This window comes from Neohoeflea coraliihabitans, assembly GCF_019334345.1.
GTDB classification, from domain to species: domain Bacteria; phylum Pseudomonadota; class Alphaproteobacteria; order Rhizobiales; family Rhizobiaceae; genus Pseudohoeflea; species Pseudohoeflea coraliihabitans.
Genome location: NZ_JAHWQX010000001.1, coordinates 875,001 through 895,641, shown reverse-complemented (window position 1 = coordinate 895,641; position 20,641 = coordinate 875,001). Strand labels below are relative to the sequence as shown.

Annotated in this window: 20 protein-coding genes (1 of these 20 running past the window's edge); 17 read left to right on the top strand and 3 right to left on the bottom strand. The window is 62.3% G+C overall.

What is annotated here, in order from left to right:
- Positions 1-18 precede the first annotated feature (18 nt).
- From KY465_RS04240 to KY465_RS04215, 6 genes are all read left to right on the top strand, one after another.
- Positions 19-969: a peptidylprolyl isomerase gene (locus tag KY465_RS04240; protein WP_219200182.1), complete on the top strand. Its 951-nt coding sequence runs from the start codon at positions 19-21 to the stop codon at positions 967-969.
- A gap of 121 nt (positions 970-1,090) precedes the next feature.
- On the top strand, positions 1,091-2,323 hold the full coding sequence (gene argJ, locus KY465_RS04235; protein WP_219200181.1) for a bifunctional glutamate N-acetyltransferase/amino-acid acetyltransferase ArgJ: 1,233 nt from the start codon (positions 1,091-1,093) through the stop codon (positions 2,321-2,323).
- The gene (locus KY465_RS04230) at positions 2,304-3,143 is read left to right on the top strand and encodes a GNAT family N-acetyltransferase (RefSeq protein WP_255561427.1); all 840 of its coding nucleotides are present in this window, start codon (positions 2,304-2,306) and stop codon (positions 3,141-3,143) included. Before argJ ends, KY465_RS04230 begins: the two co-directional genes overlap by 20 nt.
- A complete protein-coding gene (locus KY465_RS04225) occupies positions 3,140-3,556 on the top strand; it encodes a (deoxy)nucleoside triphosphate pyrophosphohydrolase (RefSeq protein ID WP_219200178.1) in 417 nt (138 codons plus the stop codon). Before KY465_RS04230 ends, KY465_RS04225 begins: the two co-directional genes overlap by 4 nt.
- Positions 3,557-3,694: 138 nt before the next feature.
- Entirely contained in the window at positions 3,695-4,015 is a 321-nt protein-coding gene (locus KY465_RS04220; RefSeq protein ID WP_219200176.1) for a hypothetical protein, read from the top strand.
- An 81-nt stretch (positions 4,016-4,096) separates the two neighbouring features.
- The gene (locus KY465_RS04215) at positions 4,097-4,273 is read left to right on the top strand and encodes a Flp family type IVb pilin (RefSeq protein ID WP_219200174.1); all 177 of its coding nucleotides are present in this window, start codon (positions 4,097-4,099) and stop codon (positions 4,271-4,273) included.
- 38 nt (positions 4,274-4,311) lie between these two features.
- Here KY465_RS04215 and KY465_RS04210 read toward each other — a convergent pair whose 3' ends face one another.
- The gene (locus KY465_RS04210) at positions 4,312-5,220 is read right to left on the bottom strand and encodes a class I SAM-dependent methyltransferase (RefSeq protein WP_219200172.1); all 909 of its coding nucleotides are present in this window, start codon (positions 5,218-5,220) and stop codon (positions 4,312-4,314) included.
- A 137-nt stretch (positions 5,221-5,357) separates the two neighbouring features.
- Here KY465_RS04210 and KY465_RS04205 point away from each other — a divergent pair, with 137 nt between their 5' ends.
- The 4 genes from KY465_RS04205 to KY465_RS04190 all read left to right on the top strand — a co-directional run bounded on the left by KY465_RS04205 (position 5,358) and on the right by KY465_RS04190 (position 7,900).
- Positions 5,358-6,149: a ComF family protein gene (locus KY465_RS04205; protein WP_219200170.1), complete on the top strand. Its 792-nt coding sequence runs from the start codon at positions 5,358-5,360 to the stop codon at positions 6,147-6,149.
- Positions 6,150-6,232: 83 nt separating this feature from the next.
- Positions 6,233-6,493 carry a glutaredoxin 3 gene (grxC, locus tag KY465_RS04200; RefSeq protein WP_219200168.1) on the top strand — a complete coding sequence of 87 codons (261 nt, stop codon included), beginning with the start codon at positions 6,233-6,235 and terminating at the stop codon, positions 6,491-6,493.
- Between the two features lies 1 nt (position 6,494).
- On the top strand, positions 6,495-7,394 hold the full coding sequence (locus KY465_RS04195) for a carbon-nitrogen hydrolase family protein (RefSeq protein ID WP_219200167.1): 900 nt from the start codon (positions 6,495-6,497) through the stop codon (positions 7,392-7,394).
- Positions 7,391-7,900: a DUF1178 family protein gene (locus KY465_RS04190; RefSeq protein WP_219200165.1), complete on the top strand. Its 510-nt coding sequence runs from the start codon at positions 7,391-7,393 to the stop codon at positions 7,898-7,900. The genes KY465_RS04195 and KY465_RS04190 overlap by 4 nt, the downstream gene beginning before the upstream one ends.
- Positions 7,901-7,927: 27 nt before the next feature.
- Here KY465_RS04190 and ubiG read toward each other — a convergent pair whose 3' ends face one another.
- Entirely contained in the window at positions 7,928-8,695 is a 768-nt protein-coding gene (gene ubiG / locus KY465_RS04185) for a bifunctional 2-polyprenyl-6-hydroxyphenol methylase/3-demethylubiquinol 3-O-methyltransferase UbiG (RefSeq protein WP_219200163.1), read from the bottom strand.
- Between the two features lie 284 nt (positions 8,696-8,979).
- Here ubiG and KY465_RS04180 point away from each other — a divergent pair, with 284 nt between their 5' ends.
- The 7 genes from KY465_RS04180 to KY465_RS04150 all read left to right on the top strand — a co-directional run bounded on the left by KY465_RS04180 (position 8,980) and on the right by KY465_RS04150 (position 18,904).
- A complete protein-coding gene (locus tag KY465_RS04180) occupies positions 8,980-10,254 on the top strand; it encodes an aspartate kinase (protein ID WP_219200160.1) in 1,275 nt (424 codons plus the stop codon).
- Between the two features lie 86 nt (positions 10,255-10,340).
- Positions 10,341-12,602: a phosphoenolpyruvate--protein phosphotransferase gene (gene ptsP, locus KY465_RS04175; RefSeq protein ID WP_219200158.1), complete on the top strand. Its 2,262-nt coding sequence runs from the start codon at positions 10,341-10,343 to the stop codon at positions 12,600-12,602.
- Between the two features lie 17 nt (positions 12,603-12,619).
- Positions 12,620-13,702, top strand: coding sequence for a peptide chain release factor 1 (gene prfA / locus KY465_RS04170; RefSeq protein ID WP_219200156.1), 1,083 nt, complete (start codon positions 12,620-12,622; stop codon positions 13,700-13,702).
- Positions 13,695-14,573 carry a peptide chain release factor N(5)-glutamine methyltransferase gene (gene prmC, locus KY465_RS04165; RefSeq protein WP_219200155.1) on the top strand — a complete coding sequence of 293 codons (879 nt, stop codon included), beginning with the start codon at positions 13,695-13,697 and terminating at the stop codon, positions 14,571-14,573. Before prfA ends, prmC begins: the two co-directional genes overlap by 8 nt.
- A 310-nt stretch (positions 14,574-14,883) precedes the next feature.
- The gene (locus KY465_RS04160) at positions 14,884-15,645 is read left to right on the top strand and encodes a DUF4167 domain-containing protein (protein WP_219200154.1); all 762 of its coding nucleotides are present in this window, start codon (positions 14,884-14,886) and stop codon (positions 15,643-15,645) included.
- Between the two features lie 187 nt (positions 15,646-15,832).
- Positions 15,833-18,451, top strand: a complete 2,619-nt coding sequence (clpB, locus tag KY465_RS04155) for an ATP-dependent chaperone ClpB (RefSeq protein ID WP_219200153.1) — start codon at positions 15,833-15,835, stop codon at positions 18,449-18,451.
- Positions 18,452-18,547: 96 nt separating this feature from the next.
- Positions 18,548-18,904, top strand: coding sequence for an MmcQ/YjbR family DNA-binding protein (locus KY465_RS04150; protein ID WP_219200152.1), 357 nt, complete (start codon positions 18,548-18,550; stop codon positions 18,902-18,904).
- Positions 18,905-18,947: 43 nt separating this feature from the next.
- Here KY465_RS04150 and KY465_RS04145 read toward each other — a convergent pair whose 3' ends face one another.
- Positions 18,948-20,641: the 3' portion of a M23 family metallopeptidase gene (locus KY465_RS04145; RefSeq protein ID WP_219200151.1), read on the bottom strand. It continues 253 nt past the right edge of the window; 1,694 of the gene's 1,947 nt are visible here — the last part of the coding sequence; its start codon lies beyond the right edge, outside the window; the stop codon is at positions 18,948-18,950.

The following is a 20,641-nucleotide window of genomic DNA, read 5'->3' as shown; positions in this document are numbered from 1 at the left end:
TGAACGAAAGGTCTTTTCATGCGCCATACCCCGCTGCTTGCTGCTGTCTTTTTCGCAGCCACACTTTCTCTTTCGACGCCGCTGCACGCGGCGGAGGATGATCCGGTCGTGGCCAAGGTCGGAGGGGTTGAGCTGCATCAGTCAGAATTGCGCCTGGCAGAAGGCGAACTCGATCCGCAATTCGCGCAGATGCCCGCGGAGCAGCGGCGCCTGGCTGCGCTGGCGGCGGCAATCGACGTGAAGCTGCTGGCGCGGCTTGCCGAGGACGAGGATCTTGAAGAGACCGAGACCTATAAGCGGCAGATGGCCTATTACCGGGACCGCACGCTGCATAATCTGATGTTCAAGGAAAAGATCGTCGACACGATCACGGACGAAGATGCCCGGGCCCGCTACGACAAAGAAATCGCGGCGATGCCAAGCGAAGAAGAAGTCAAAGCGCGGCACGTGCTGGTGAAGACCGAAGACGAGGCCAAGGCGGTGATCGCCGAGCTCGAAGACGGCAAGGATTTCATCGAACTGGCGAAAACCAAATCGACCGGTCCCAGCGCAGCAGAAGGCGGAGACCTGGGTTATTTCACCAAGGGCCGGATGGTGCCGGCTTTCGAAGAAGCGGCCTTTGCACTTGAGCCCGGCGAGTTCACCAAGGAGCCGGTGCAGTCGGAATTCGGTTTCCACGTCATCAAGGTCGAGGATCGCCGTGCTGCCGCGCCGCCCTCCTTCGAACAGGTCGAGGGCCAGGTGCGCCAGGTTCTGCTGCGTGAGCGCTATGCGGATCTGATGGCCTCAGCGCGCGACTCGATCGACATCGAGGTGGTCGATCCGGACCTGAAAGCGAAATACGAGCAGGTCATGGCGATGCAGAAAGGCGGCGCTGCAGCGGCCGGTGAGACAGAGAATGGCGATGGTGCCGCCGAAGCAGATGGTGCTTCCGACACGCAGACGGACGGCGCACCGGACGCTGAATGACGGGATGCATGGCGAGCCGGGGCCGCTGCAATTGGCGGCCGCGGCCAAACGCGGCTAAATCACAGAGCGTCCGCGCGGCGCTTTGCGCAGAATGAAACAATCCGAACGAGGCCGCCAAACCATGACTGAAGCCGTGTCTCCCCTGGCACCGAAGTCCTATCCCGAGATGCCGGCGATTGCCGGCGTGCGCATCGAGACGGCCGAAATCGGGATCAAATATCAGGGGCGCACCGACCTGATGATCATGGTCTTCGATCCCGGAACGGAGGTTGCCGGGGTCTTCACGCAGTCCAAATGTCCGTCCGCGCCGGTCGATCTGTGCCGGGTCAATCTCCCCGGCGGGAAGGCGCGGATCCTGGTGGTCAATTCAGGCAATGCCAATGCCTTCACAGGGCGCAAAGGCCATGCGGCAACCGCGCAGACAGCCGAAGCGGCTGCGGCTGCACTCGGCTGTGCGGCCTCGGAAGTGTTTCTCGCCTCGACCGGCGTGATCGGCGAACCGCTCGATGCCGGCAAGTTCATCGGGCATCTGCCGCGCCTGGTTTCTGCGGCGCAGGGCGATCGCTGGCTGCAGGCGGCACGGGCGATCATGACCACCGATACCTATCCGAAAGTGGCGACCCGGTCGGCGGAAATCGACGGCGTCAGCGTGCAACTGAACGGCATTGCCAAAGGTGCGGGCATGATCGCGCCGGACATGGCAACGATGCTGTCCTTCATCGTCACCGACGCGGCGATCCCGGCGGCGGTGCTGCAAGAGATGCTGTCTGCGCTGGTCAAGCCAACATTCAACGCGATCACCGTCGACAGCGACACCTCGACCTCCGATACGGTGCTGCTGTTCGCCACCGGTCAACAGGCTGGTCCAGGCGCGGCGGATGCGCATGACGCGCTTTATGCCGGTTTTCGCGCCGCGTTGCTGTCCTTGATGGAGGATCTGGCGCTGCAGGTCGTCCGCGATGGAGAGGGCGCGCGAAAGCAGGTTGAGATAACGGTCACTGGCGCGGTGTCCGATCACTCCGCCGGGCGGATCGCGCGGTCGATTGCCAACTCGCCGCTGGTCAAGACTGCGGTTGCCGGCGAGGACGCCAATTGGGGCCGGGTGGTGATGGCGGTCGGCAAGGCTGGCGAGGAAGCTGATCGCGACCGTTTGGCAATCTGGTTCGGAGATATTCGCGTGGCAGTTGGTGGTGAGCGCGACCCCGATTACAGCGAGGAAGAAGTGTCGGCGGTGATGCGGCGCGAGGAGATCCCGATCACGGTGGATCTTGGACTGGGCGAAGGCCGGGCGCGCGTCTGGACCTGTGATCTGACGAAGGCATATGTGGAAATCAATGGCGACTATCGAAGCTGACAATGCAAACGGCTCACGCCGAGACGGGCCGCGGCAGGAGACATCACCCACGTCGGATCTGGCCATCGTGCGGCGGTTGGAAGCCGCCGGATTTCGTGCCTGGCCGGCGGCTTCGATCCAGTATGACGGCAGCTGGCAGGTGCGGCTGACCGCTGGGCACCCGTCCAAGCGCCTCAACTCGGTCAATCCGCTCGACCCGTCCGACCGGCGCGACATTGCACAGCGCGTCGAGCGTGCGGCGCACCGCTTCGAATCCTATGATCGGCCGCTGGTGTTCCGGCAATCGCCGCTGGCGCCTCCGGAACTGGACGCCTACCTGGATGAAGCCGGCTGGGACCGCTTTGACGAAACGATCGTCATGATGGCGCCGATCGCTGCGCTGGATATTGATACCGGCATGGATCATCTGCCGGTGCGCGATGTCGGCCGCTATGTCGATGCCTCGATCCGGGTGCATGGGCGCGAACCGGCGCTGAAGGCCGGCCTTACCGAGGTGTTGAGTTCGATCAGGCCGCCAACCGGATTGTTTGTCATCGAGGATCCCGAATCCGGCCCGGTGGCCACGGCGCTGTGCATCCACGACAACGACCTTGCCGGTCTTTATGAGCTGGCGACCCGGGCTGACCGGCGCCGAATGGGACATGGGCGGGATGCTGTCAGCGCCGGCCTGCGCTGGGCCAGGCATCGCGGAGCGCTGCATGGCTGGCTGCAGGTCGAGAGTGCCAATGAAGCAGCGGTGCAGCTTTATCTCGGGCTCGGCTTCCGCGAGGTCTATCGCTATGTCTATCGCCGGCCGCCGATCGGGTCAGAGGCGGCATGAGCGAACTGTCCTCCTTGCCGGTCTTGCTGGTCGTCGCCTGCGCCCTGGTCGACGTCGATGGGCGCGTACTTCTGGCACAACGACCGGAGGGCAAGCCGCTGGCGGGTATGTGGGAATTCCCTGGCGGGAAGGTGGAGCCCGCCGAGACGCCGGAGACCGCGTTGATCCGCGAGCTTGAGGAAGAACTCGGCATTCGCACCCAGCCGGCCTGCCTTGCTCCCCTGACATTTGCCAGCCACGCCTATGACAGCTTTCATCTTCTGATGCCGCTGTTCATCTGCCGCCGCTACCAAGGCCAGCCGCAATCCCGGGAAGGGCAGGCGCTGAAATGGGTGCGCCCGCGAGATATGCGGCATTTGCCGATGCCGCCGGCTGATGCGCCGTTGGTGGCCAGCCTGATCGATCTGCTCTAGGGGCAGGATTTGTGCCCGTTTCACGGCACACACTCCCCAGGCCAGATGAATTCGCAAACACCGTTAAGCAAACGTCAACGCCTCTAAGACACACTCGCAAACCTACCGGATTAAACTGGGTTCCGGAAAGGGGCGAGCATGCAAGACGGCGATTTCTGGACAACGGCTGCGGACAATTTTCCCGGGCGCCATGCGGCGACAGGCATAGGCCCTTTGAAGCTGGCGTGTCTTTTCGCCGGAGCGGCCGTGGTCTCGGCGCTGCTGCTCACGCCAATCCTCGCGGTCGATCAGTCGGCGCGGATCGCCTATGCCCCGGATGCCTATGATTCCATCCTGACGGGGTCGATACCCGCGCGGCAGACGCACAGCACCTACACGATCCGCAAGTCCATTCTGCAACAGCGACCGGATGCAATCTGCATCATTCATCCCGGAGGCCGGACCTCCGGTGATTGCTAGAAACTTCGGCAGCATCGAAGCTCCGCCGACGCTCCCGACAAACGAGCGATGCGATCCTACCCTCAAAGCACAGGTTCAATCATGTCAGTCATACTGCGCCGCCTTCTCCGAAATTCCAGCGGCGCGACAGCCATTGAGTACGGCCTGATCGCTGCCTTGATCTCGATCTCCCTCGTGGTTGGCATCGGCGGCTTCGGCAACACGCTCGGCAATCTCTTCAACAAGACATCGACGACGATGACGAACGCCGCGGACTAGGGTCAGGACCCCAGGCCGGTGACAGCGGCGGGAAGCGTCTATTTCCGGTCGCCGCCGGGGCGCAGCGCGTCGGCAAGGCGCATCTTGGCCGAACCGGGACGCAGCGGCTGCTGCTGACTGGCATCCGGCGCCCAGCCAGATAAATGAATCATTGGAAAGCTGGCGCGGATGCGTCCGTCCGGATCAGCAAAACGTTCGGCGTAAATTGCCGCGGCGCGCAGCAAAACGCGCCGGCTGAGCGGTTTCCGGCTGCGCTGAACGAGGGCGTTGGTCATCCCCATGGCGCGCAGATCCTGCATCAGCGCAAACAGGTTGTCGTAGCGAACGACAAGCTCTTCACAATCGGCCACCGGCAGGGCGAAACCGGCGCGCTGCATGAGTGCCCCATAGTCGCGCACGTCGGCGAAGGGGTGAATGCGCGAATGAACGCCGCCCGTGACTTCACTTTCCGCTTGCAGCAGAGATTGGCGTAGCTCGCCGAGGGTTCCAGCTCCCGGCACGGCCGCGAGAAACAACCCGTCCGGTACGAGCGCGCGCCGTACCTGGATCAGCAGGCCCGGCGTGTCATTGACCAGATGCAGTGTCGCCGGCGCAATGAACAGATCGGCGGATGCCACATTCAATCCGACCTCGTCCGGCGGCGCTGCAACCCACTCTCTGGAATTCGTGCCGGCAGTGGGACCAATGTCTTCCGGACGGTCGGGGGCAACGACAAGGAATCTGTCGGTCTTGCCGGTCGCTTCAAGAAGATCCGCCGGGAGGGTGGTGGCGGAATGCAGGAGAACCGGGTTCGCAAAATGGCGCTCGACCATACTCAGGCGCTCGGCAAGCTCGGTGGCCACGTGGCGCAACAGAAACTGCGGGTCGCGTGCCGGCTGCTTGCGCGTTGCTGCAAGGGCCCGGCGGTGGCGCTGGCGCAGCAGAGAGTGATCGAAAAGTGTGTCCATGCGTGGCCAGGATCCCGGATCCGACGGGCAAAACGTGGCGGCAAACCGTCTGCACTGTGCGATGTCACAGAAATGCAGACATGCGCCCGTAGTTCAATTCGATTGTCGATGACGCTACAGGCCAGTATTGTCAAGCGATGGTCAGGCTTGCAGCGCATAGGATCAGCGGAGCAGTCCGGGCGGGGCTGAAGGCCGTCTCGGCGCATGGCCTGGCGCTGGTCTACCCGCCGCTATGCATGAACTGCAACACACTTACCGGGTCGGAGAGCGGGATGTGTGCCGAGTGTTGGCGCACCATTCCGTTTATCGAGCAGCCCTTCTGTGCCGTGAGCGGGCTGCCTTTCAGTCACGAGCGTGGCGAGGGCATGGTCAGCGCTGCGATGATCGCCGACCCTCCGGTGTTTGCCAAGGCGCGCGCCGCCGTCTTGCACGAGGGTCCCGGGCGCCAGCTTGTGCATCTTCTCAAATATGCCGATCGCTCCGACCTGGCGCCCGGCATGGCCCGCTGGATGCTGCGCGCGGGTCACGAACTGCTGGAGAGCGGTGATGTTCTCATTGCCGTTCCGTTGCATCCTTCCCGCTTGCGTGCGCGCTCCTACAATCAGGCCGGTGAACTGGCGCGCATCCTGGCGCAGCTGAGCAGACGACCGCAACTTTCCGGCGTGCTGGTCCGGCGCAAGGCCACCCTGCGCCAGGTGGGGCTCGGTCGGCAGGAGCGGATCGAAAACCTGCGCGGCGCGTTTTTCATCGAAGCCCACCGGCGGCCGCTGATCGCTGATCGGAGCATCGTGCTGATCGATGATGTGCTGACGACCGGGGCAACGGCGAATGCGGCGGCGCGGACCTTGCTCAAGGCCGGCGCCTCACAGGTTTCGGTGCTAACCTTTGCAAGGGTTGCAAGCGAAGGTGCCGAACTTCTATATGCCTGAGAAGGCTGGCGCGCCACGGTGCGGAACGGGCCGGTCCGGCAAGAAAACAGGTAAAAGGCGGCGCGCCCGCCGGGAGAAAGTGAATGGCGGATGTGACGATCTATACGCGACAGTTCTGCGGCTATTGCACGGCTGCAAAACGGCTCTTGAGTGAGAAGGGCGTTGCGTTCACCGAGCATGATGCCGGACAGTCACCGGACCTCAAGCAGGAGATGATCGCGAAGGCGAACGGCCGTTCGACGTTTCCGCAGATTTTCATCGGGTCGACGCATATTGGCGGATGCGATGAATTGATGGCGCTTGAGCGCAGCGGCAAGCTCGATCCCATGCTCAGCGAGGCGTGACATGACAGGGTTGGCGGTCGCCGCCATTCAGATGCGGTCGGGCATGGATGCGGCGGCCAATATAGACACGTTGCGTGATCTGGTAGCCGAGGCAGCGGGACGCGGCGCACGTTACGTGCAGACCCCGGAGATGACCGGATGCCTGGTGCGTGATCGCGCGAGTTTGATGGCTGGACTGAGGACTGCCGATGACGATCCGGTGGTGGCGGCAGCAGCCGAACTTGCGGCAGCACACGAGATTTATCTGCATATCGGCTCAACGGCAGTGCGGATCGGCGATGCGGCCGGAGCTTCGGCTAGTGGGCCTGTCGCGGCGAACCGCGCCTTCGTGTTCGGTCCTGATGGCCGCTGCCAGGCTGTCTATGACAAGATCCACATGTTTGATGTCGATCTCGACAATGGCGAAAGCTGGCGGGAAAGTGCAACCTACCGCGCCGGCGAAGAGATGGTGACGACGCGGATCGACGACACGGTGTTCGGTCTGGCGATCTGCTACGACATCCGTTTTCCGCAGCTCTTCCGCGATCAGGCTCTGGCGGGTGCATCGGTGCTGACCGCGCCGGCGGCTTTCACACGCCAGACGGGGGTGGCGCACTGGCACGTGCTGCAGCGTTCGCGTGCCATCGAAAATGGTGCTTTTGTTATCTCTGCTGCGCAGGGCGGTGATCACGAGGATGGCCGCGAGACCTACGGACATTCGCTGATCGTCGATCCGTGGGGCCGGGTGCTCGCCGAAGCCGATGGCGACGAAGCGGGCGTGGTGCTGGCGCAAATCGACCCGGCGGAATCGGCGGCTGCCCGCCGCAAGATTCCGAACCTGAAAAACAGCCGAACCTATCGTTGCGCGGCGCCTGAAACGGAAAAGACGGGTGGAACGATGCCAGCGGGTACGGGGTCATGATCCGGTTTTCGCTCAATTGTGAGCATGCGCACCAGTTCGAGATCTGGTTTGCCTCAAATGATGATTTCGATCGTCAACGGGCCCGCAAACTGGTGGCATGCCCGTCATGTGGTTCGACGAACGTCGAAAAGGCATTGATGGCACCGGCCATCGCCACGTCGAGGCGCCGGGGGTCGCCGGGTTCTAGAGCATCAGAAGCCGGTGCGGTGGGCGCAGGTTCCGACACGACCAAAGCCGCCGGTGCAAGCGCGCCGATGGCGGTTGCGGGAGCCATCGACCCGCGAAAAGCAGAAATGATCAAGGCTGTGCGGGAAGTGGTGCGGCAAGTGCGGGCCCAGTCGGAAGACGTGGGCGACCGGTTTCCGGAGGAAGCCCGCCGCATTCACCACGGCGAGGCGGAAGAGCGCGGAATAATCGGACGGGCGAGCCTCGAAGATGCCAAGGCCCTGATCGAAGAGGGGATCGAGATTGCGCCGCTGCCGACGCTTCCCGAAGATCTCAACTGAGCGCGGCAACCGAGGGCCGATGCGGCGTCAGGCCGGTTGCGGGCGGGCTGCGAGAAGCATGTAATTGACGTCCATGTCACGCGAAAGCTGCCACCGGTCCTGTAACGGGCTGTAAGTCACGCCAGTGCGATCGATAATGCCCATGCCGTTTTCCGAAAGCGGCCTTTCGATCTCCGTCGGTTTCACAAGCTTGTCATATTGATGGGTGCCGCGTGGCAGCCAGCGCAACACCAGTTCGGCACCGATAATGGCGAAGGCCATGGCTTTTGGCGTGCGGTTGATCGTAGCGACCACCATCAATCCGCCCGGGCGCACCATGGCGGCGCAGGACTCGAGAAACAAATCGACATCGGAGACATGCTCGACCACTTCCATGTTGAGCACAATGTCGAAGGTTTCACCGGCCTCGGCCAGTGCCTCGGCGGTGGTTGCGCGATAGTCGATCTCAATGGTCTGCGATGTGGCATGCAATTTCGCCACCTCGATATTGGTTTCAGAGGCATCGGCCCCGACAACCTCGGCACCCATGCGTGCAAGCGGTTCGCACAGCAAACCGCCGCCGCAGCCGATATCGAGGATGCGCAGGCCGGTCAGCGGCCGCATCGCTTTCGGATCGCGATCGAAATGCTCGCAGATCTTGTCGCGCACATAGCTCAGACGAACCGGATTGAACTTGTGCAACGGCTTGAACTTGCCGTCCGGATCCCACCATTCCTGCGCAATCTGCGAGAACCGCTCGACTTCGCGATCATCGATCGTTGTTCTGGGCGTTCCATTCTGAGCAGTTTCGGGCATGGCGGGTTTCCTTTTCCGGCACCTTGCCTTCAAGTTTCGTCTGAACGGGCCTTTGTCAAGGTTTGAGCGGCTGGCGCGGACAACGAACTTGTCGCGCCACATCCGCGGCGATGTTGCAGGCCACAGGGTTTTTAGCTATGAGGGCCGCAGATTTCGCTCCGTTGGACCGGGGCGTTTTTCTTGCGCGGTGGAAAACCGGCACTTCGTGTCCGCCAAAGCGGACCTCATTTTCGATCCCGACGAGCAGCGGGCTCACGGCAGGGCGGTCTTACCGGAAATACAGCATGGCGCGTATCGTGATGAAGTTTGGCGGCACATCGGTGGCCGACCTGGAGCGGATCCACAATGTGGCGCGGCATGTCAAGCGCGAGGTGGAGGCCGGGAACCAGGTTGCCGTCGTGGTCTCGGCGATGGCCGGCAAGACCAACGAACTTGTCAACTGGGTGCAGACCATGCCGAAGGTTGCCGGAGCGCAGGCCCCGTTCTACGACGCACGTGAATATGATGCGGTGGTCGCCTCGGGGGAGCAGGTCAGCAGCGGTCTGCTGGCTATCGCGCTGCAGGCGATGGGCGTCGATGCGCGGTCCTGGCAGGGCTGGCAGGTGCCGGTGAGGACCGACAATGTGCACGGCGCGGCCCGCATTCTCGAAATCGAGGGCGGCGATCTGGTCAGCCGCTTCGAGGCCGGTCAGGTCGCGGTGATTGCCGGCTTTCAGGGCATCGGGCCGGACAACCGGATCGCAACTCTCGGACGTGGCGGCTCGGATACCAGCGCGGTTGCGGTGGCGGCCGCGGTCAAGGCTGACCGCTGCGACATCTATACGGACGTCGACGGCGTTTACACCACCGATCCGCGCATCGAGCCGAAGGCGCGGCGGATGAAGAAGATTGCCTTTGAAGAGATGCTGGAAATGGCATCGCTGGGCGCCAAAGTGCTTCAGGTGCGCTCGGTCGAGCTGGCGATGGTGCACAATGTGCGCACATTCGTGCGTTCGAGTTTCGATGATCCCGATGCGCCGGGCATGAGCGATCCGCTCAATCCACCCGGCACGCTGATTTGCGACGAGGAAGAAATCGTGGAACAGGAAGTTGTTACCGGCATCGCCTATGCCAAGGACGAAGCGCAAATTTCATTGCGGCGCGTTTCAGACCGGCCGGGCGTCTCGGCCGCCGTATTCGGCCCGCTCGCCGATGCACATATCAATGTCGACATGATCGTCCAGAACATATCCGAGGACGGATCGCGCACCGACATGACATTCACGGTGCCGTCGGCGGATGTCGACAAGGCGCTGGATCAGCTTGAAAAGCAGCGGCAGGCGATCGGCTTTGACGTGGTGCAGAGTGAGAGCGGGCTGGCGAAAATCTCGGTGATCGGCATCGGGATGCGCAGTCACGCGGGCGTGGCGGCGACCGCTTTCAAGGCATTGGCGGAAAAGTCCATCAATATCAAAGCGATCACGACTTCCGAGATCAAGATCTCAATCCTGATCGATGGGGCTTATGCAGAACTCGCGGTGCGGACTTTGCATTCCGTCTATGGTCTCGATAAGACTTGATTCAATAACAACAGGGCCGCCGGGCTAACCGCGCATCTCCGCTAAGAGGTGGCGAACGGTATGAATACGGGGGAAGAGCAAGCGCGATGAGAGACCTCTCGACAGGTCCGCGCGTGTTGCTCCGGCGGTTGCGCGAACTGATGGCGGAACCGTTGGAGCCACAGGAGCGCCTAGACCATATTGTGCGCCAGATCGCGTCCAACATGGTGGCCGAAGTGTGCTCTTTTTACGTGCTGCGGGCCGACGGGGCGCTGGAACTGTTTGCCACAGAAGGGCTTAACAAGGACGCCGTCCACCACTCGCAGCTGAAGATGGGGCAGGGGCTGGTCGGAACGATTGCTGCCAGCGCCCGGGCGCTCAATCTTTCGGACGCGCAGACGCATCCCGCATTCACCTATCTGCCGGAAACCGGTGAGGAAATCTTCCACTCCTTTCTCGGCGTGCCGATCCTGAGAGCCGGCCGGTCGCTCGGCGTGCTGGTCGTGCAGAACAAGGCTTATCGCAAGTATCGCGATGATGAATTGGAGGCGCTCGAGACGACGGCGATGATTCTCGCCGAAATGATTGCCACCGGCGAGCTGCGACAGATGTCGACCTCCGGCGTCGAACTTGATCTCACCCGTCCCGTGACAATCGATGCAAACGCCTATGGCGATGGCATTGGGCTTGGCTATGTCGTTTTGCACGAGCCGCGGATGGTCGTCACCAATCTTTTGAACGATGACGCCGATGCGGAAATAGCGCGTCTCGAAGAGGCTCTTGATTCGCTGCGGATCTCGATCGACGACATGCTGTCGCGCCGCGATGTCTCGATGGAGGGTGAGCACCGGGCGGTGCTGGAGGCTTACCGGATGTTCGCGCATGACCGGGGCTGGGTGCGCAAGCTGGAGGAGGCGGTGCGCAACGGTCTGACAGCGGAAGCGGCCGTGGAAAAGGTGCAAAGCGATACGCGCGCGCGCATGATCCACATGACCGATCCCTACTTGCGCGAAAGGTTGCATGACTTTGATGATCTGGCCAATCGGCTGATGCGCAAACTGACCGGCTTCGAACCGGGCGGCGCGTCGCTGCCGGACGATGCCATCATCGTCGCTCGTGCGATGGGGGCGGCGGAACTTCTCGATTATCCGCGCGAAGCGATACGCGGCCTGATCCTGGAGGACGGGGCGGTGACCAGCCATGTGGTCATCGTGGCGCGGGCGATGGGAATCCCGGTGGTCGGCCAGGCGGCGGGGATCGTCTCGCTGGCAGAGAACCGCGATGCGATCATTGTCGATGGCGAGGATGGCCAGGTGCATTTGCGGCCGGTGCCGGAGCTCGAGTCGGCCTATGCCGACAAGGTTCGGTTCCGGGCCCGCCGCCAGGAGCAGTTCCGGGCGCTGCGCGGATTGCCATCCGAGAGCAAGGACGGGATCTCCGTCGATCTGCAGATGAATGCCGGCCTGCTCGTTGACCTGCCGCAGCTTGACGAATGCGGGGCGCAGGGGATTGGGCTGTTCAGAACCGAACTGCAGTTCATGATCGCTTCGACAATGCCGAAGATCGAGGAGCAGGAAAGCTTTTATCGCAGCGTGTTGCGACAGGCGGGCGATCATCCCGTGACATTCCGGACGCTCGATGTGGGCGGCGACAAGGTGGTGCCCTTTTTCCGCTCGGCAGAAGAAGAGAATCCGGCGCTTGGCTGGCGCGCGCTGCGGTTGTCTCTGGATCGGCCTGCATTGCTGCGAACGCAGTTTCGCGCCCTCCTGCGGGCGGCGGCCGGCGCCGAGCTGAAGCTGATGGTGCCGATGGTCACCGAGGTCAACGAATTGCGGGCCGCCAAGGCATTGCTCAAAAAGGAAGTCAACCGGCTGTCGCGGTTCGGCTATACGCTGCCGAAGCGGCTGCAGTTCGGCGCCATGCTCGAGGTTCCGAACCTGATGTGGCAACTTGACGAATTGCTGCAGGAAGTGGATTTCCTGTCGGTGGGATCGAACGATCTGTTCCAGTTCGTAATGGCGGCGGATCGTGGCAATGCGCGTGTGTCAAACCGGTTCGATCCGCTCAGTCGTCCTTTCCTGCGCCTGTTGCGGCAGGTGGTCGAGGCGGCTGACAGGACCCGCACGCCACTGACCCTGTGCGGCGAACTCGCGGGGCGGCCCCTGTCGGCCATGGCGCTGATCGGCCTCGGTTTCCGATCGATCTCGATGACCCCGGCGGCCATCGGGCCGGTGAAGGCGATGTTGCTTTCACTTGATGCGAAGCAATTGCAGTCGCACCTTCTCGCCGCTCTCGACCAACCCGACAGCGGGCAGACGATCCGGTCTCTTCTGACGGAATTCGCCGATCAGAATGACGTCAGCATCTAGGATTGCATCCAACTCTCATGGCCAAACTTCCCCTCGATAAAATGCGCGAGCTGCAGCGGCGTTTCGACGAAGTCGAAGCGCGCATGGCGGCCGGTCCGGATGCGGACGCCTACGTCCGGCTGGCTTCGGAATATGCGGAGCTGGAGCCGCTGGTGAAGAAAATCAGCGAACTGGAGAAGGCAAAGCGGGAACGGGACGACCTTGGCGATATCCTGTCGGACAGATCAACCGACAAGGAAATGCGCGAACTGGCAGAACTGGAACTGGCAGGTCTGAAGACGCGCATCGGCGCACTCGAGAGCGATATCCAGATACTCTTGCTGCCGACGGACGCTGCCGATCAGCGCAGTGTCATTCTCGAGATCAGAGCCGGGACCGGCGGTTCTGAGGCGGCGCTGTTCGCGGGCGATCTGTTTCGGATGTATGAGCGCTATGCGGCGGCCCGCAACTGGCGCGTCGAGGTGCTGTCGGCAAGCGAGGGCGAGGTCGGCGGCTACAAGGAAATCATCGCGACAATCGCCGGACATGGGGCCTTTGCGCGGCTGAAATTCGAATCGGGTGTGCACCGGGTGCAACGGGTTCCGGAAACTGAATCAGGGGGGCGGATTCACACCTCTGCCGCGACCGTCGCGGTGCTTCCGGAAGCTGCGGATATCGATATCGATATCCGCCCCGAGGATATCCGCATCGATACGATGCGCGCTTCGGGTGCCGGCGGCCAGCACGTCAACACGACGGATTCGGCGGTACGGATCACGCATCTGCCGACCGGTCTCGTTGTCACCTCCTCGGAAAAATCGCAGCATCAGAACCGTGCGCGTGCGATGCAGGTGCTGCGGGCGCGGCTTTACGACCGCGAACGTGAAATGGCCGACAGCGCCCGCTCGGCAGACCGGAAAAGTCAGGTCGGTTCGGGCGACCGGTCCGAGCGCATCCGGACCTATAATTTTCCGCAGGGCCGGGTGACCGACCACCGGATCAACCTGACGCTTTACAAGCTTGACCGCATGATGATGGGCGAAATCGACGATGTCGTGGAGGCGCTGATCAGCGATCATCAGGCCAATCAGTTGGCGGCGCTCGGGCAGGGGGATGGCTGAACTTCCTGAAGACCCGGCACCAGTCGATGCGGTGCTTTCGGCATTGCGCAGAGCATTTACAGCGGCAGAGCTCGACAATCCGGGGTTTGAGGCACGATTGCTGGTGTCCGGTCTGCTCGACCTGTCGAGCACTCAGCTCATGTTGCAGCCCGAGCGTATCGTCGACGCCGATGAGCTGGCGCGCCTTCGCGCCGCGGCGCGGCGCAGGATTGCCGGGGAACCGGCGCACCGGATTCTGGGACGACGCGGCTTCCATGGCCATGATTTCGCGCTCTCGCCGGGCACGCTCGAGCCCCGTCCGGATACCGAAACGCTCGTTGATGTCGCCATTTCCACCCTGCAATCCCGGCCTTTAAGGGAGGGTGGCCTCTTGATCGCAGATCTTGGAACCGGCACGGGCGCTGTCGGCCTGTCGATCGTTGCTGCGGTGCAAAACTGCCATTGCATTGGAGTTGATCTTTCTCCGGATGCCGTCGCTACAGCAGCCGGTAATGCCGCGTCGCTCGGACTGAGCGATCGCTTCGCGGCAGTACAGGGCGACTGGCTGCAGGGGCGCGAAGAGCAGTTTGATCTGATTGTGTCGAATCCACCCTATATCGCCAGTGCGGAGATCGGTTCGCTGGAACCTGGCGTGCGGCTGCATGATCCGCTTCTGGCGTTGGACGGCGGCGCTGACGGGCTTGATGCCTATCGGGCGATTGCAGCCCAGGCTTCGGGACGGCTGCGCCCTGATGGGGTCATTCTTGTCGAGATCGGTATCGGACAAGGCCGCGATGTTGCCGCAATATTCTGCGACAAGGGATTCGTGCAGTGTTCGAGCGCCGGTGATCTGTCGGCGATCCTTCGCGTTCTCGGTTTCAGCCAGGCCTGAAATCGCCGATTTCCGCGGTTTTTCCGGGAATTGCACAAAGAAAGGGCTTGGAATTGCCGGAAAACCTGTCTACGGTTCCGGCCAGTACTGGATCCCAAGTCTTACGAGAGATTCGATCCTTCAGGCTCGAACGGCTGCTGCCATAACGGCATAGGCGGACCGTGAGACGGTCTCCGGTACGGGTTTCTTTTACAAAACCCATAAACAACGACTGGTCCGTTATTGCGGATCTCTGTCGAAGCGCTACGCGCGAGCCGGACGCACAGATTGCAGGCCGGATTTTCAGGACGCTAAATCAGGTGAATATGGAATGAGGCCAGGTCAGCAGAACAAGCGCGGTCGCGGTCGCAACAACAGCGGCGGCAACAACAACCGCAAGGGTCAGAATCCGCTGTCGCGGTCATATGACAGTTCCGGACCGGACGTCAAAATTCGCGGGACCGCACAAACCATCGCGGACAAATACATGAGCCTGGCACGCGATTCGCAAAGCTCGGGCGATCGTGTGATGGCTGAAAATTATCTGCAGCACGCAGAACACTACAACCGCATCATTGCAGCCGCACAGGCCCAGTTGCAGGAGCGCAATCAACGCGACGACCGTGATGGTCAGCGCGATGATCGGCAAGCACAATCGCGCGATGATGACAACGGCAACACCAGCAATGATGATGCGCAGTCGCATAACGGCGAAAACGGTCGGGGTGGCCGCCAAGCTGGCCGAGCCGATGAGACGCGCAGTGCAGAGCGCAACCGGGATGAAGATACAGACCGGAGCGACGAGCGGGGCGGTGATCAAGGCGGCAATGAAGCGCGCGACCGCGACGCCGGGCCGCGCAAGCGGCGCAGTTCTCCAAAGCGGAATGCCGTTGAGCCGGATGCGCCGCAGCCCGTGATTGAAGGCGTTCCAGCCGAAGTGGCATTGGAACAGCAGGAGACTTCTGCCGATGCTTCCGGTGGGCAGCCGGCGCCGCGGCGCCGTGGGCGGCCGCGCCGCGTCAAGACGTCCGACAAGGATGATCAGCCGCAATCGGTTGTGCAGGATACTGCGGAAGCAACGGCTGCCGAATAAGCCTCTTGCAAATCGATACTTTGAAAAACTGGTCCTTGTGGCCGGTTTTTTTTGTTTTTGAGCGTCCTTTTCTTCACTCCCGGCAGTTCCCATATCCCTATTGACATGAGGCTTGCCGCGAACGGGAGCCTCTCCGGACCCCTCTGTCCTGCGCCAATTCGGGTGGGACATGCCAAGGAGCAAGAAGATGAACATTGAAAAATATTCAGAACGCGTGCGCGGCTTCATCCAGTCGGCGCAATCTTTCGCGTTGTCGCAGGATCATCAGCAATTCGCCCCTGAACATCTCTTGAAGGTCTTGCTTGATGACAGTGAAGGCATGGCCGCTGCGCTGATCGAGCAAGCGGGCGGTCGGCCGGCTGATGCGCGTTTGGCCAATGATGCGGCGCTTGCCAAGCTGCCCAAGGTGCAGGGCGGCAACGGCCAGCTGTACCTGGCGCAACCTTTGGCCAAGGTCTTCGCGACCGCCGAAGAGGCGGCGAAGAAAGCAGGTGACAGCTTCGTCACGGTTGAACGGCTGCTTCTGGCCCTGACCATCGAGACGTCGGCTTCCACCGCCAAGTCGCTGTCTGGAGCCGGACTGACGGCGCAGTCCCTCAATCAGGCGATCAATGCCGTGCGCAAGGGGCGCACCGCGGACACCGCGTCGGCGGAGGGCGGCTTCGATGCGTTGAAAAAATATGCGCGCGACCTGACCGAGGCGGCGCAGGAGGGCAAGCTCGACCCGGTCATTGGCCGCGATGACGAGATCCGGCGCACCGTCCAGGTCCTGTCGCGACGTACCAAGAACAACCCGGTGCTGATCGGCGAACCGGGCGTCGGCAAGACTGCGATCGCCGAAGGGCTGGCGCTGCGCATCGTCAATGGCGATGTGCCCGAATCGCTGAAAGACAAGAAGCTGATGGCGCTCGATATGGGCTCGCTGATCGCCGGGGCGAAATACCGCGGCGAATTCGAAGAACGTCTGAAGGCGGTGCTCTCCGAAATCGAGGCCCATAATGGCGAGATCATCCTGTTCATCGACGAGATGCATACGCTGGTCGGCGCCGGCAAGGCAGACGGCGCAATGGATGCCTCCAACCTCCTGAAGCCGGCACTGGCACGCGGCCAGCTGCATTGCGTCGGTGCGACGACGCTCGATGAGTATCGCAAGCATGTCGAAAAGGATGCCGCACTGGCGCGGCGTTTCCAGCCGGTGATGGTCGCTGAGCCAACGGTCGAGGACACGATCTCGATCCTGCGCGGCCTGAAGGAAAAATATGAGCAGCATCACAAGGTGCGGATCAGTGATTCGGCGCTGGTGTCGGCGGCGATGCTTTCGAACCGCTATATCACGGACCGCTTCCTGCCGGACAAGGCGATCGACCTGGTCGATGAATCGGCGGCTCGGTTGCGCATGCAGGTGGATTCCAAGCCAGAGGAACTCGACGAGCTCGACCGCCGAATCATGCAGCTGAAGATCGAGCGCGAGGCTTTGAAGAAAGAGACGGATCAAGCTTCGCGGGATCGGCTCGAGCGACTCGAGAAGGATCTCTCTGAACTGGGCGAGAAAGCGGATGCGCTGACTGCCAGATGGCAGGCGGAGAAGCAAAAGCTCGGTCTGGCGGCCGACCTGAAGACCAAGCTCGAAGCAGCCCGCAATGAGCTCGCGACGGCCCAGCGGCAGGGCGAGTATCAGCGCGCCGGCGAACTGGCTTATGGCGAGATCCCGAAACTCGAGGCGGAGCTGACCCAGGCGGAGGCCGAGGGCGAGACGGAAGCCGGCATGGTCGAGGAAACGGTGTCCTCGGACCATATTGCGCATGTGGTATCGCGCTGGACCGGGATTCCGGTCGATCGGATGCTGGAAGGCGAGCGCGACAAGCTGCTGCGCATGGAAGATGAGATCGGTAAGCGGGTTATCGGGCAGGGCGAAGCGGTGCAGGCGGTCTCCAAGGCCGTGCGGCGTGCGCGTGCCGGCCTGCAGGATCCGAATCGGCCGATCGGCTCGTTCATCTTTCTCGGCCCGACCGGCGTCGGCAAAACCGAGCTGACAAAGGCGTTGGCGGAGTTTCTGTTCGACGACGAGACGGCGATGGTGCGCCTCGACATGTCGGAATACATGGAGAAGCACTCCGTTTCGCGGCTGATCGGCGCTCCGCCCGGCTATGTCGGCTACGATGAAGGCGGAGCACTGACGGAAGCGGTGCGGCGGCGGCCCTATCAGGTGGTGCTGTTCGACGAAATCGAAAAAGCGCATCCGGATGTGTTCAACGTGCTATTGCAGGTGCTTGATGATGGTCGTCTTACCGATGGGCAGGGACGCACCGTCGACTTCCGCAACACGCTGATCATCATGACCTCCAATCTCGGCGCGGAGCATCTGACCGCGCTCAGCGAGGAGCAGGAGGCGGAAGATGCACGCGAAGCCGTAATGTCGGTCGTGCGGGCGGCTTTCCGGCCGGAGTTTCTCAACCGCGTTGACGAGACGATCCTGTTCCACCGCCTGCGGCGCTCGGAGATGGGCGCGATCGTGGAGATTCAGCTCAAGCGCCTCGAGGCTCTGCTTGCAGACCGCAAGATCACCCTGGCGCTCGATGAGGAGGCGCGCGCCTGGCTGGCGAACAAGGGCTATGACCCGGCCTACGGGGCGCGTCCCTTGAAGCGAGTCATCCAGAAGGAAGTGCAGGATCCGCTCGCAGAGAAGATCTTGATGGGCGATATTGCCGATGGCGAACATGTGGTCGTTTCGAGCGGTTCCGACCGGCTCGTCTTCCAGACCGGAGCCGCCCGGCCGGCCGGCTCAGACGACGTGGAAGCCGCCTGAGAGGTGCAATCCGCGCGGCGCACTTGACCGAGCGGACAGAGCCAGAAGAAGTTAAAGCGGGCTTCGGCCCGCTTTTTCAGTTTCAGGAGCAGCGCGATGCAGCTTGAGGAATTCGACCGGCTGTGCGCGGCGCTGCCGGCGACTCACACGGTTGTCCAGTGGGGTGGCGCGCATGTGTGGAAGGTCGGGGCCAAGGTCTTCGCCCTGGCGCGCGAAGGGGAGGGCGGCGCCTGTCACGTGACCTTCAAGGCCTCGGAGATGGCCTGGGAGATCTTTCGCGATGCGCACGGTGTGCGGCCTGCTCCCTATCTTGCGACGCGCGGCATGAAATGGCTGCAATGGTGCGATGATCGCACGATCGATGAGGCGACGCTCTGCGATCTCATCGCCGAGTCGCATGCCCTGGTCACCGCCAAGCTGACGAAAAAGGCGCGCAGCGAACTCGGCCTTTGACGGGTTCGCTAAGGACCTGCCGCCTTTGACGGTCACTGTCGCGTTAGCGGCTGGCGAGCTTGGTGTCCTCGGCGTCGATTCCCAACAGCGAATCGATACGCTGGCGTTCGCGTTTGAACGATGCCAGCGCTTCACCATCGAGAACCTTGCCGTCCGGCAGGCGTACACGCATCGGATCGACCTTGCGGCCATTGACATGCAGCTCGTAGTGCAAATGCGGCCCTGTTGACAGGCCGGTGGAGCCGACAAACCCGATCACCTGGCCCTGGCGCACCGTGGCGCCGGGCTTGACGCCCTTGGCGATACGGCTCTGGTGATTGTAGGACGTGACATAGCCGTTGGGGTGCTGGATAAGCGTCTGCTTGCCGTAGCCGCCGGAATCCCAGCCAGCCTTGATCACCTTGCCATTGCCGGCAGCCAGGATCGGCGTGCCGCGCGGCGCTGACCAGTCAACGCCCGAATGCATGCGATTGTATTTCAGGATCGGATGGCGGCGCATGCCAAAGCCGGAGCGGAACTTGCCGGTCGGGACGGGGGTGCGCAGCAGGAACAATTTGGCGCTGCGCCCTTCCGGGTCATAGTAATCGATCGAATTGTCCTCGGGATGCTGAAACCGGTAGAGCCGGACGTGGCTTGAGCCGAATTTGGCGTCGAGGAAGAGCAATTCCGATTCGTCGCTGGCGGTCCCCTTGGCATCATCGACGGAAAAGAAGGCTTGCAGCGTATCGCTCGGCTGCAGCTTGGCCTTGAAGTCGACATTCGAGGCCAGAAGGTGGATCACCTGGCCAATCATGTCGAGCGGCATGTCATAACCGAGACCGGCGCGGTAAATGCCGTCGTAGATGGTCGGCGGCGTGCGACCAGCCGGAAGGGCGACGGGAGCCTGTTCGAAAGCTGAAGCAATCGCCGGCGTGGACGGCGGCTCGCTGCCGCGAACGAAGATTCCCGAATCAGTCCGGGCCACGGTGCCGAGATGCCGACCTTTCTCGTAGATGCTCAGACGGACGATCTCTGTCTCCGGTCCACGCTGCATCGCGCCAAGGCGTACGGCGCTCAGTTCCTCGACCTCCGCGAGGCCGGTGAGCGAGCGCAACGCCGCCAAGGCCTCGTTGACCTGATCGCCCTGATAGCCGGCGCCGGTCAGGACATCGGTAATCGGCGCGGGTTTGCGGGCCGGTATGACATCATCGACGAACTCGGACGACTGATGGAAGAAATCAGGTTCCATCGCGGCGACCGACACATTTTCCGCGACGACGTTGGCATTCGGGCTGATGGTCAGATCAAGTTCGAAGGAATTCGAGGCAAAACGGCGCGGATCGACATAGTTGAGGGACGCCAGCTGAATGGTTCCGTCGGTCAGCACCGAGCCATTGGTGCGCACGGTCTCCTCAGCTTCCTCAAGGGACATCGTGGCGGCATAGGGACGCCCGGGCGCCTCGAGCGGGAAATCCAGCGTTCGCAGCGAGATCTCCGAATCGACGTCGGCGCCGTAAATCTGGCCGGTGCGGACCGAGGCGACGGTCTCAACGTCCTCCGTGGCAAAAATAGCGAGAGGATCGAAGGCCGGGTATTTCTTCGCGGGCGGCTCGGCTGCGGCAAGCAGCATCCGGACATGGGCAAAGGGCTGCTTGCGGACCACATCGCGATCGCCGTCGCGCACCATGGTCGAGACCTCCATGATCTCACGGTCGGTCACTTTCGCAGCAATGGCCGACTGCACGAGGCGGGAGCCCT

Excerpts from the sequence above, each read along its gene's own strand:
- KY465_RS04230 (WP_255561427.1), top strand. The coding sequence starts at position 2,304 with ATGGCGACTATCGAAGCTGACAATGCAAACGGCTCACGCCGAGACGGG.
- clpB (WP_219200153.1), top strand. The coding sequence starts at position 15,833 with ATGAACATTGAAAAATATTCAGAACGCGTGCGCGGCTTCATCCAGTCG.
- prmC (WP_219200155.1), top strand. The coding sequence starts at position 13,695 with ATGGCTGAACTTCCTGAAGACCCGGCACCAGTCGATGCGGTGCTTTCG.
- KY465_RS04220 (WP_219200176.1), top strand. The coding sequence starts at position 3,695 with ATGCAAGACGGCGATTTCTGGACAACGGCTGCGGACAATTTTCCCGGG.
- KY465_RS04195 (WP_219200167.1), top strand. The coding sequence starts at position 6,495 with ATGACAGGGTTGGCGGTCGCCGCCATTCAGATGCGGTCGGGCATGGAT.
- ubiG (WP_219200163.1), bottom strand. The coding sequence starts at position 8,695 with ATGCCCGAAACTGCTCAGAATGGAACGCCCAGAACAACGATCGATGAT.
- KY465_RS04180 (WP_219200160.1), top strand. The coding sequence starts at position 8,980 with ATGGCGCGTATCGTGATGAAGTTTGGCGGCACATCGGTGGCCGACCTG.
- KY465_RS04205 (WP_219200170.1), top strand. The coding sequence starts at position 5,358 with ATGGTCAGGCTTGCAGCGCATAGGATCAGCGGAGCAGTCCGGGCGGGG.
- KY465_RS04225 (WP_219200178.1), top strand. The coding sequence starts at position 3,140 with ATGAGCGAACTGTCCTCCTTGCCGGTCTTGCTGGTCGTCGCCTGCGCC.
- ptsP (WP_219200158.1), top strand. The coding sequence starts at position 10,341 with ATGAGAGACCTCTCGACAGGTCCGCGCGTGTTGCTCCGGCGGTTGCGC.
- KY465_RS04215 (WP_219200174.1), top strand. The coding sequence starts at position 4,097 with ATGTCAGTCATACTGCGCCGCCTTCTCCGAAATTCCAGCGGCGCGACA.
- prfA (WP_219200156.1), top strand. The coding sequence starts at position 12,620 with ATGGCCAAACTTCCCCTCGATAAAATGCGCGAGCTGCAGCGGCGTTTC.
- grxC (WP_219200168.1), top strand. The coding sequence starts at position 6,233 with ATGGCGGATGTGACGATCTATACGCGACAGTTCTGCGGCTATTGCACG.
- KY465_RS04190 (WP_219200165.1), top strand. The coding sequence starts at position 7,391 with ATGATCCGGTTTTCGCTCAATTGTGAGCATGCGCACCAGTTCGAGATC.
- KY465_RS04160 (WP_219200154.1), top strand. The coding sequence starts at position 14,884 with ATGAGGCCAGGTCAGCAGAACAAGCGCGGTCGCGGTCGCAACAACAGC.
- KY465_RS04240 (WP_219200182.1), top strand. The coding sequence starts at position 19 with ATGCGCCATACCCCGCTGCTTGCTGCTGTCTTTTTCGCAGCCACACTT.
- KY465_RS04210 (WP_219200172.1), bottom strand. The coding sequence starts at position 5,220 with ATGGACACACTTTTCGATCACTCTCTGCTGCGCCAGCGCCACCGCCGG.
- KY465_RS04150 (WP_219200152.1), top strand. The coding sequence starts at position 18,548 with ATGCAGCTTGAGGAATTCGACCGGCTGTGCGCGGCGCTGCCGGCGACT.
- argJ (WP_219200181.1), top strand. The coding sequence starts at position 1,091 with ATGACTGAAGCCGTGTCTCCCCTGGCACCGAAGTCCTATCCCGAGATG.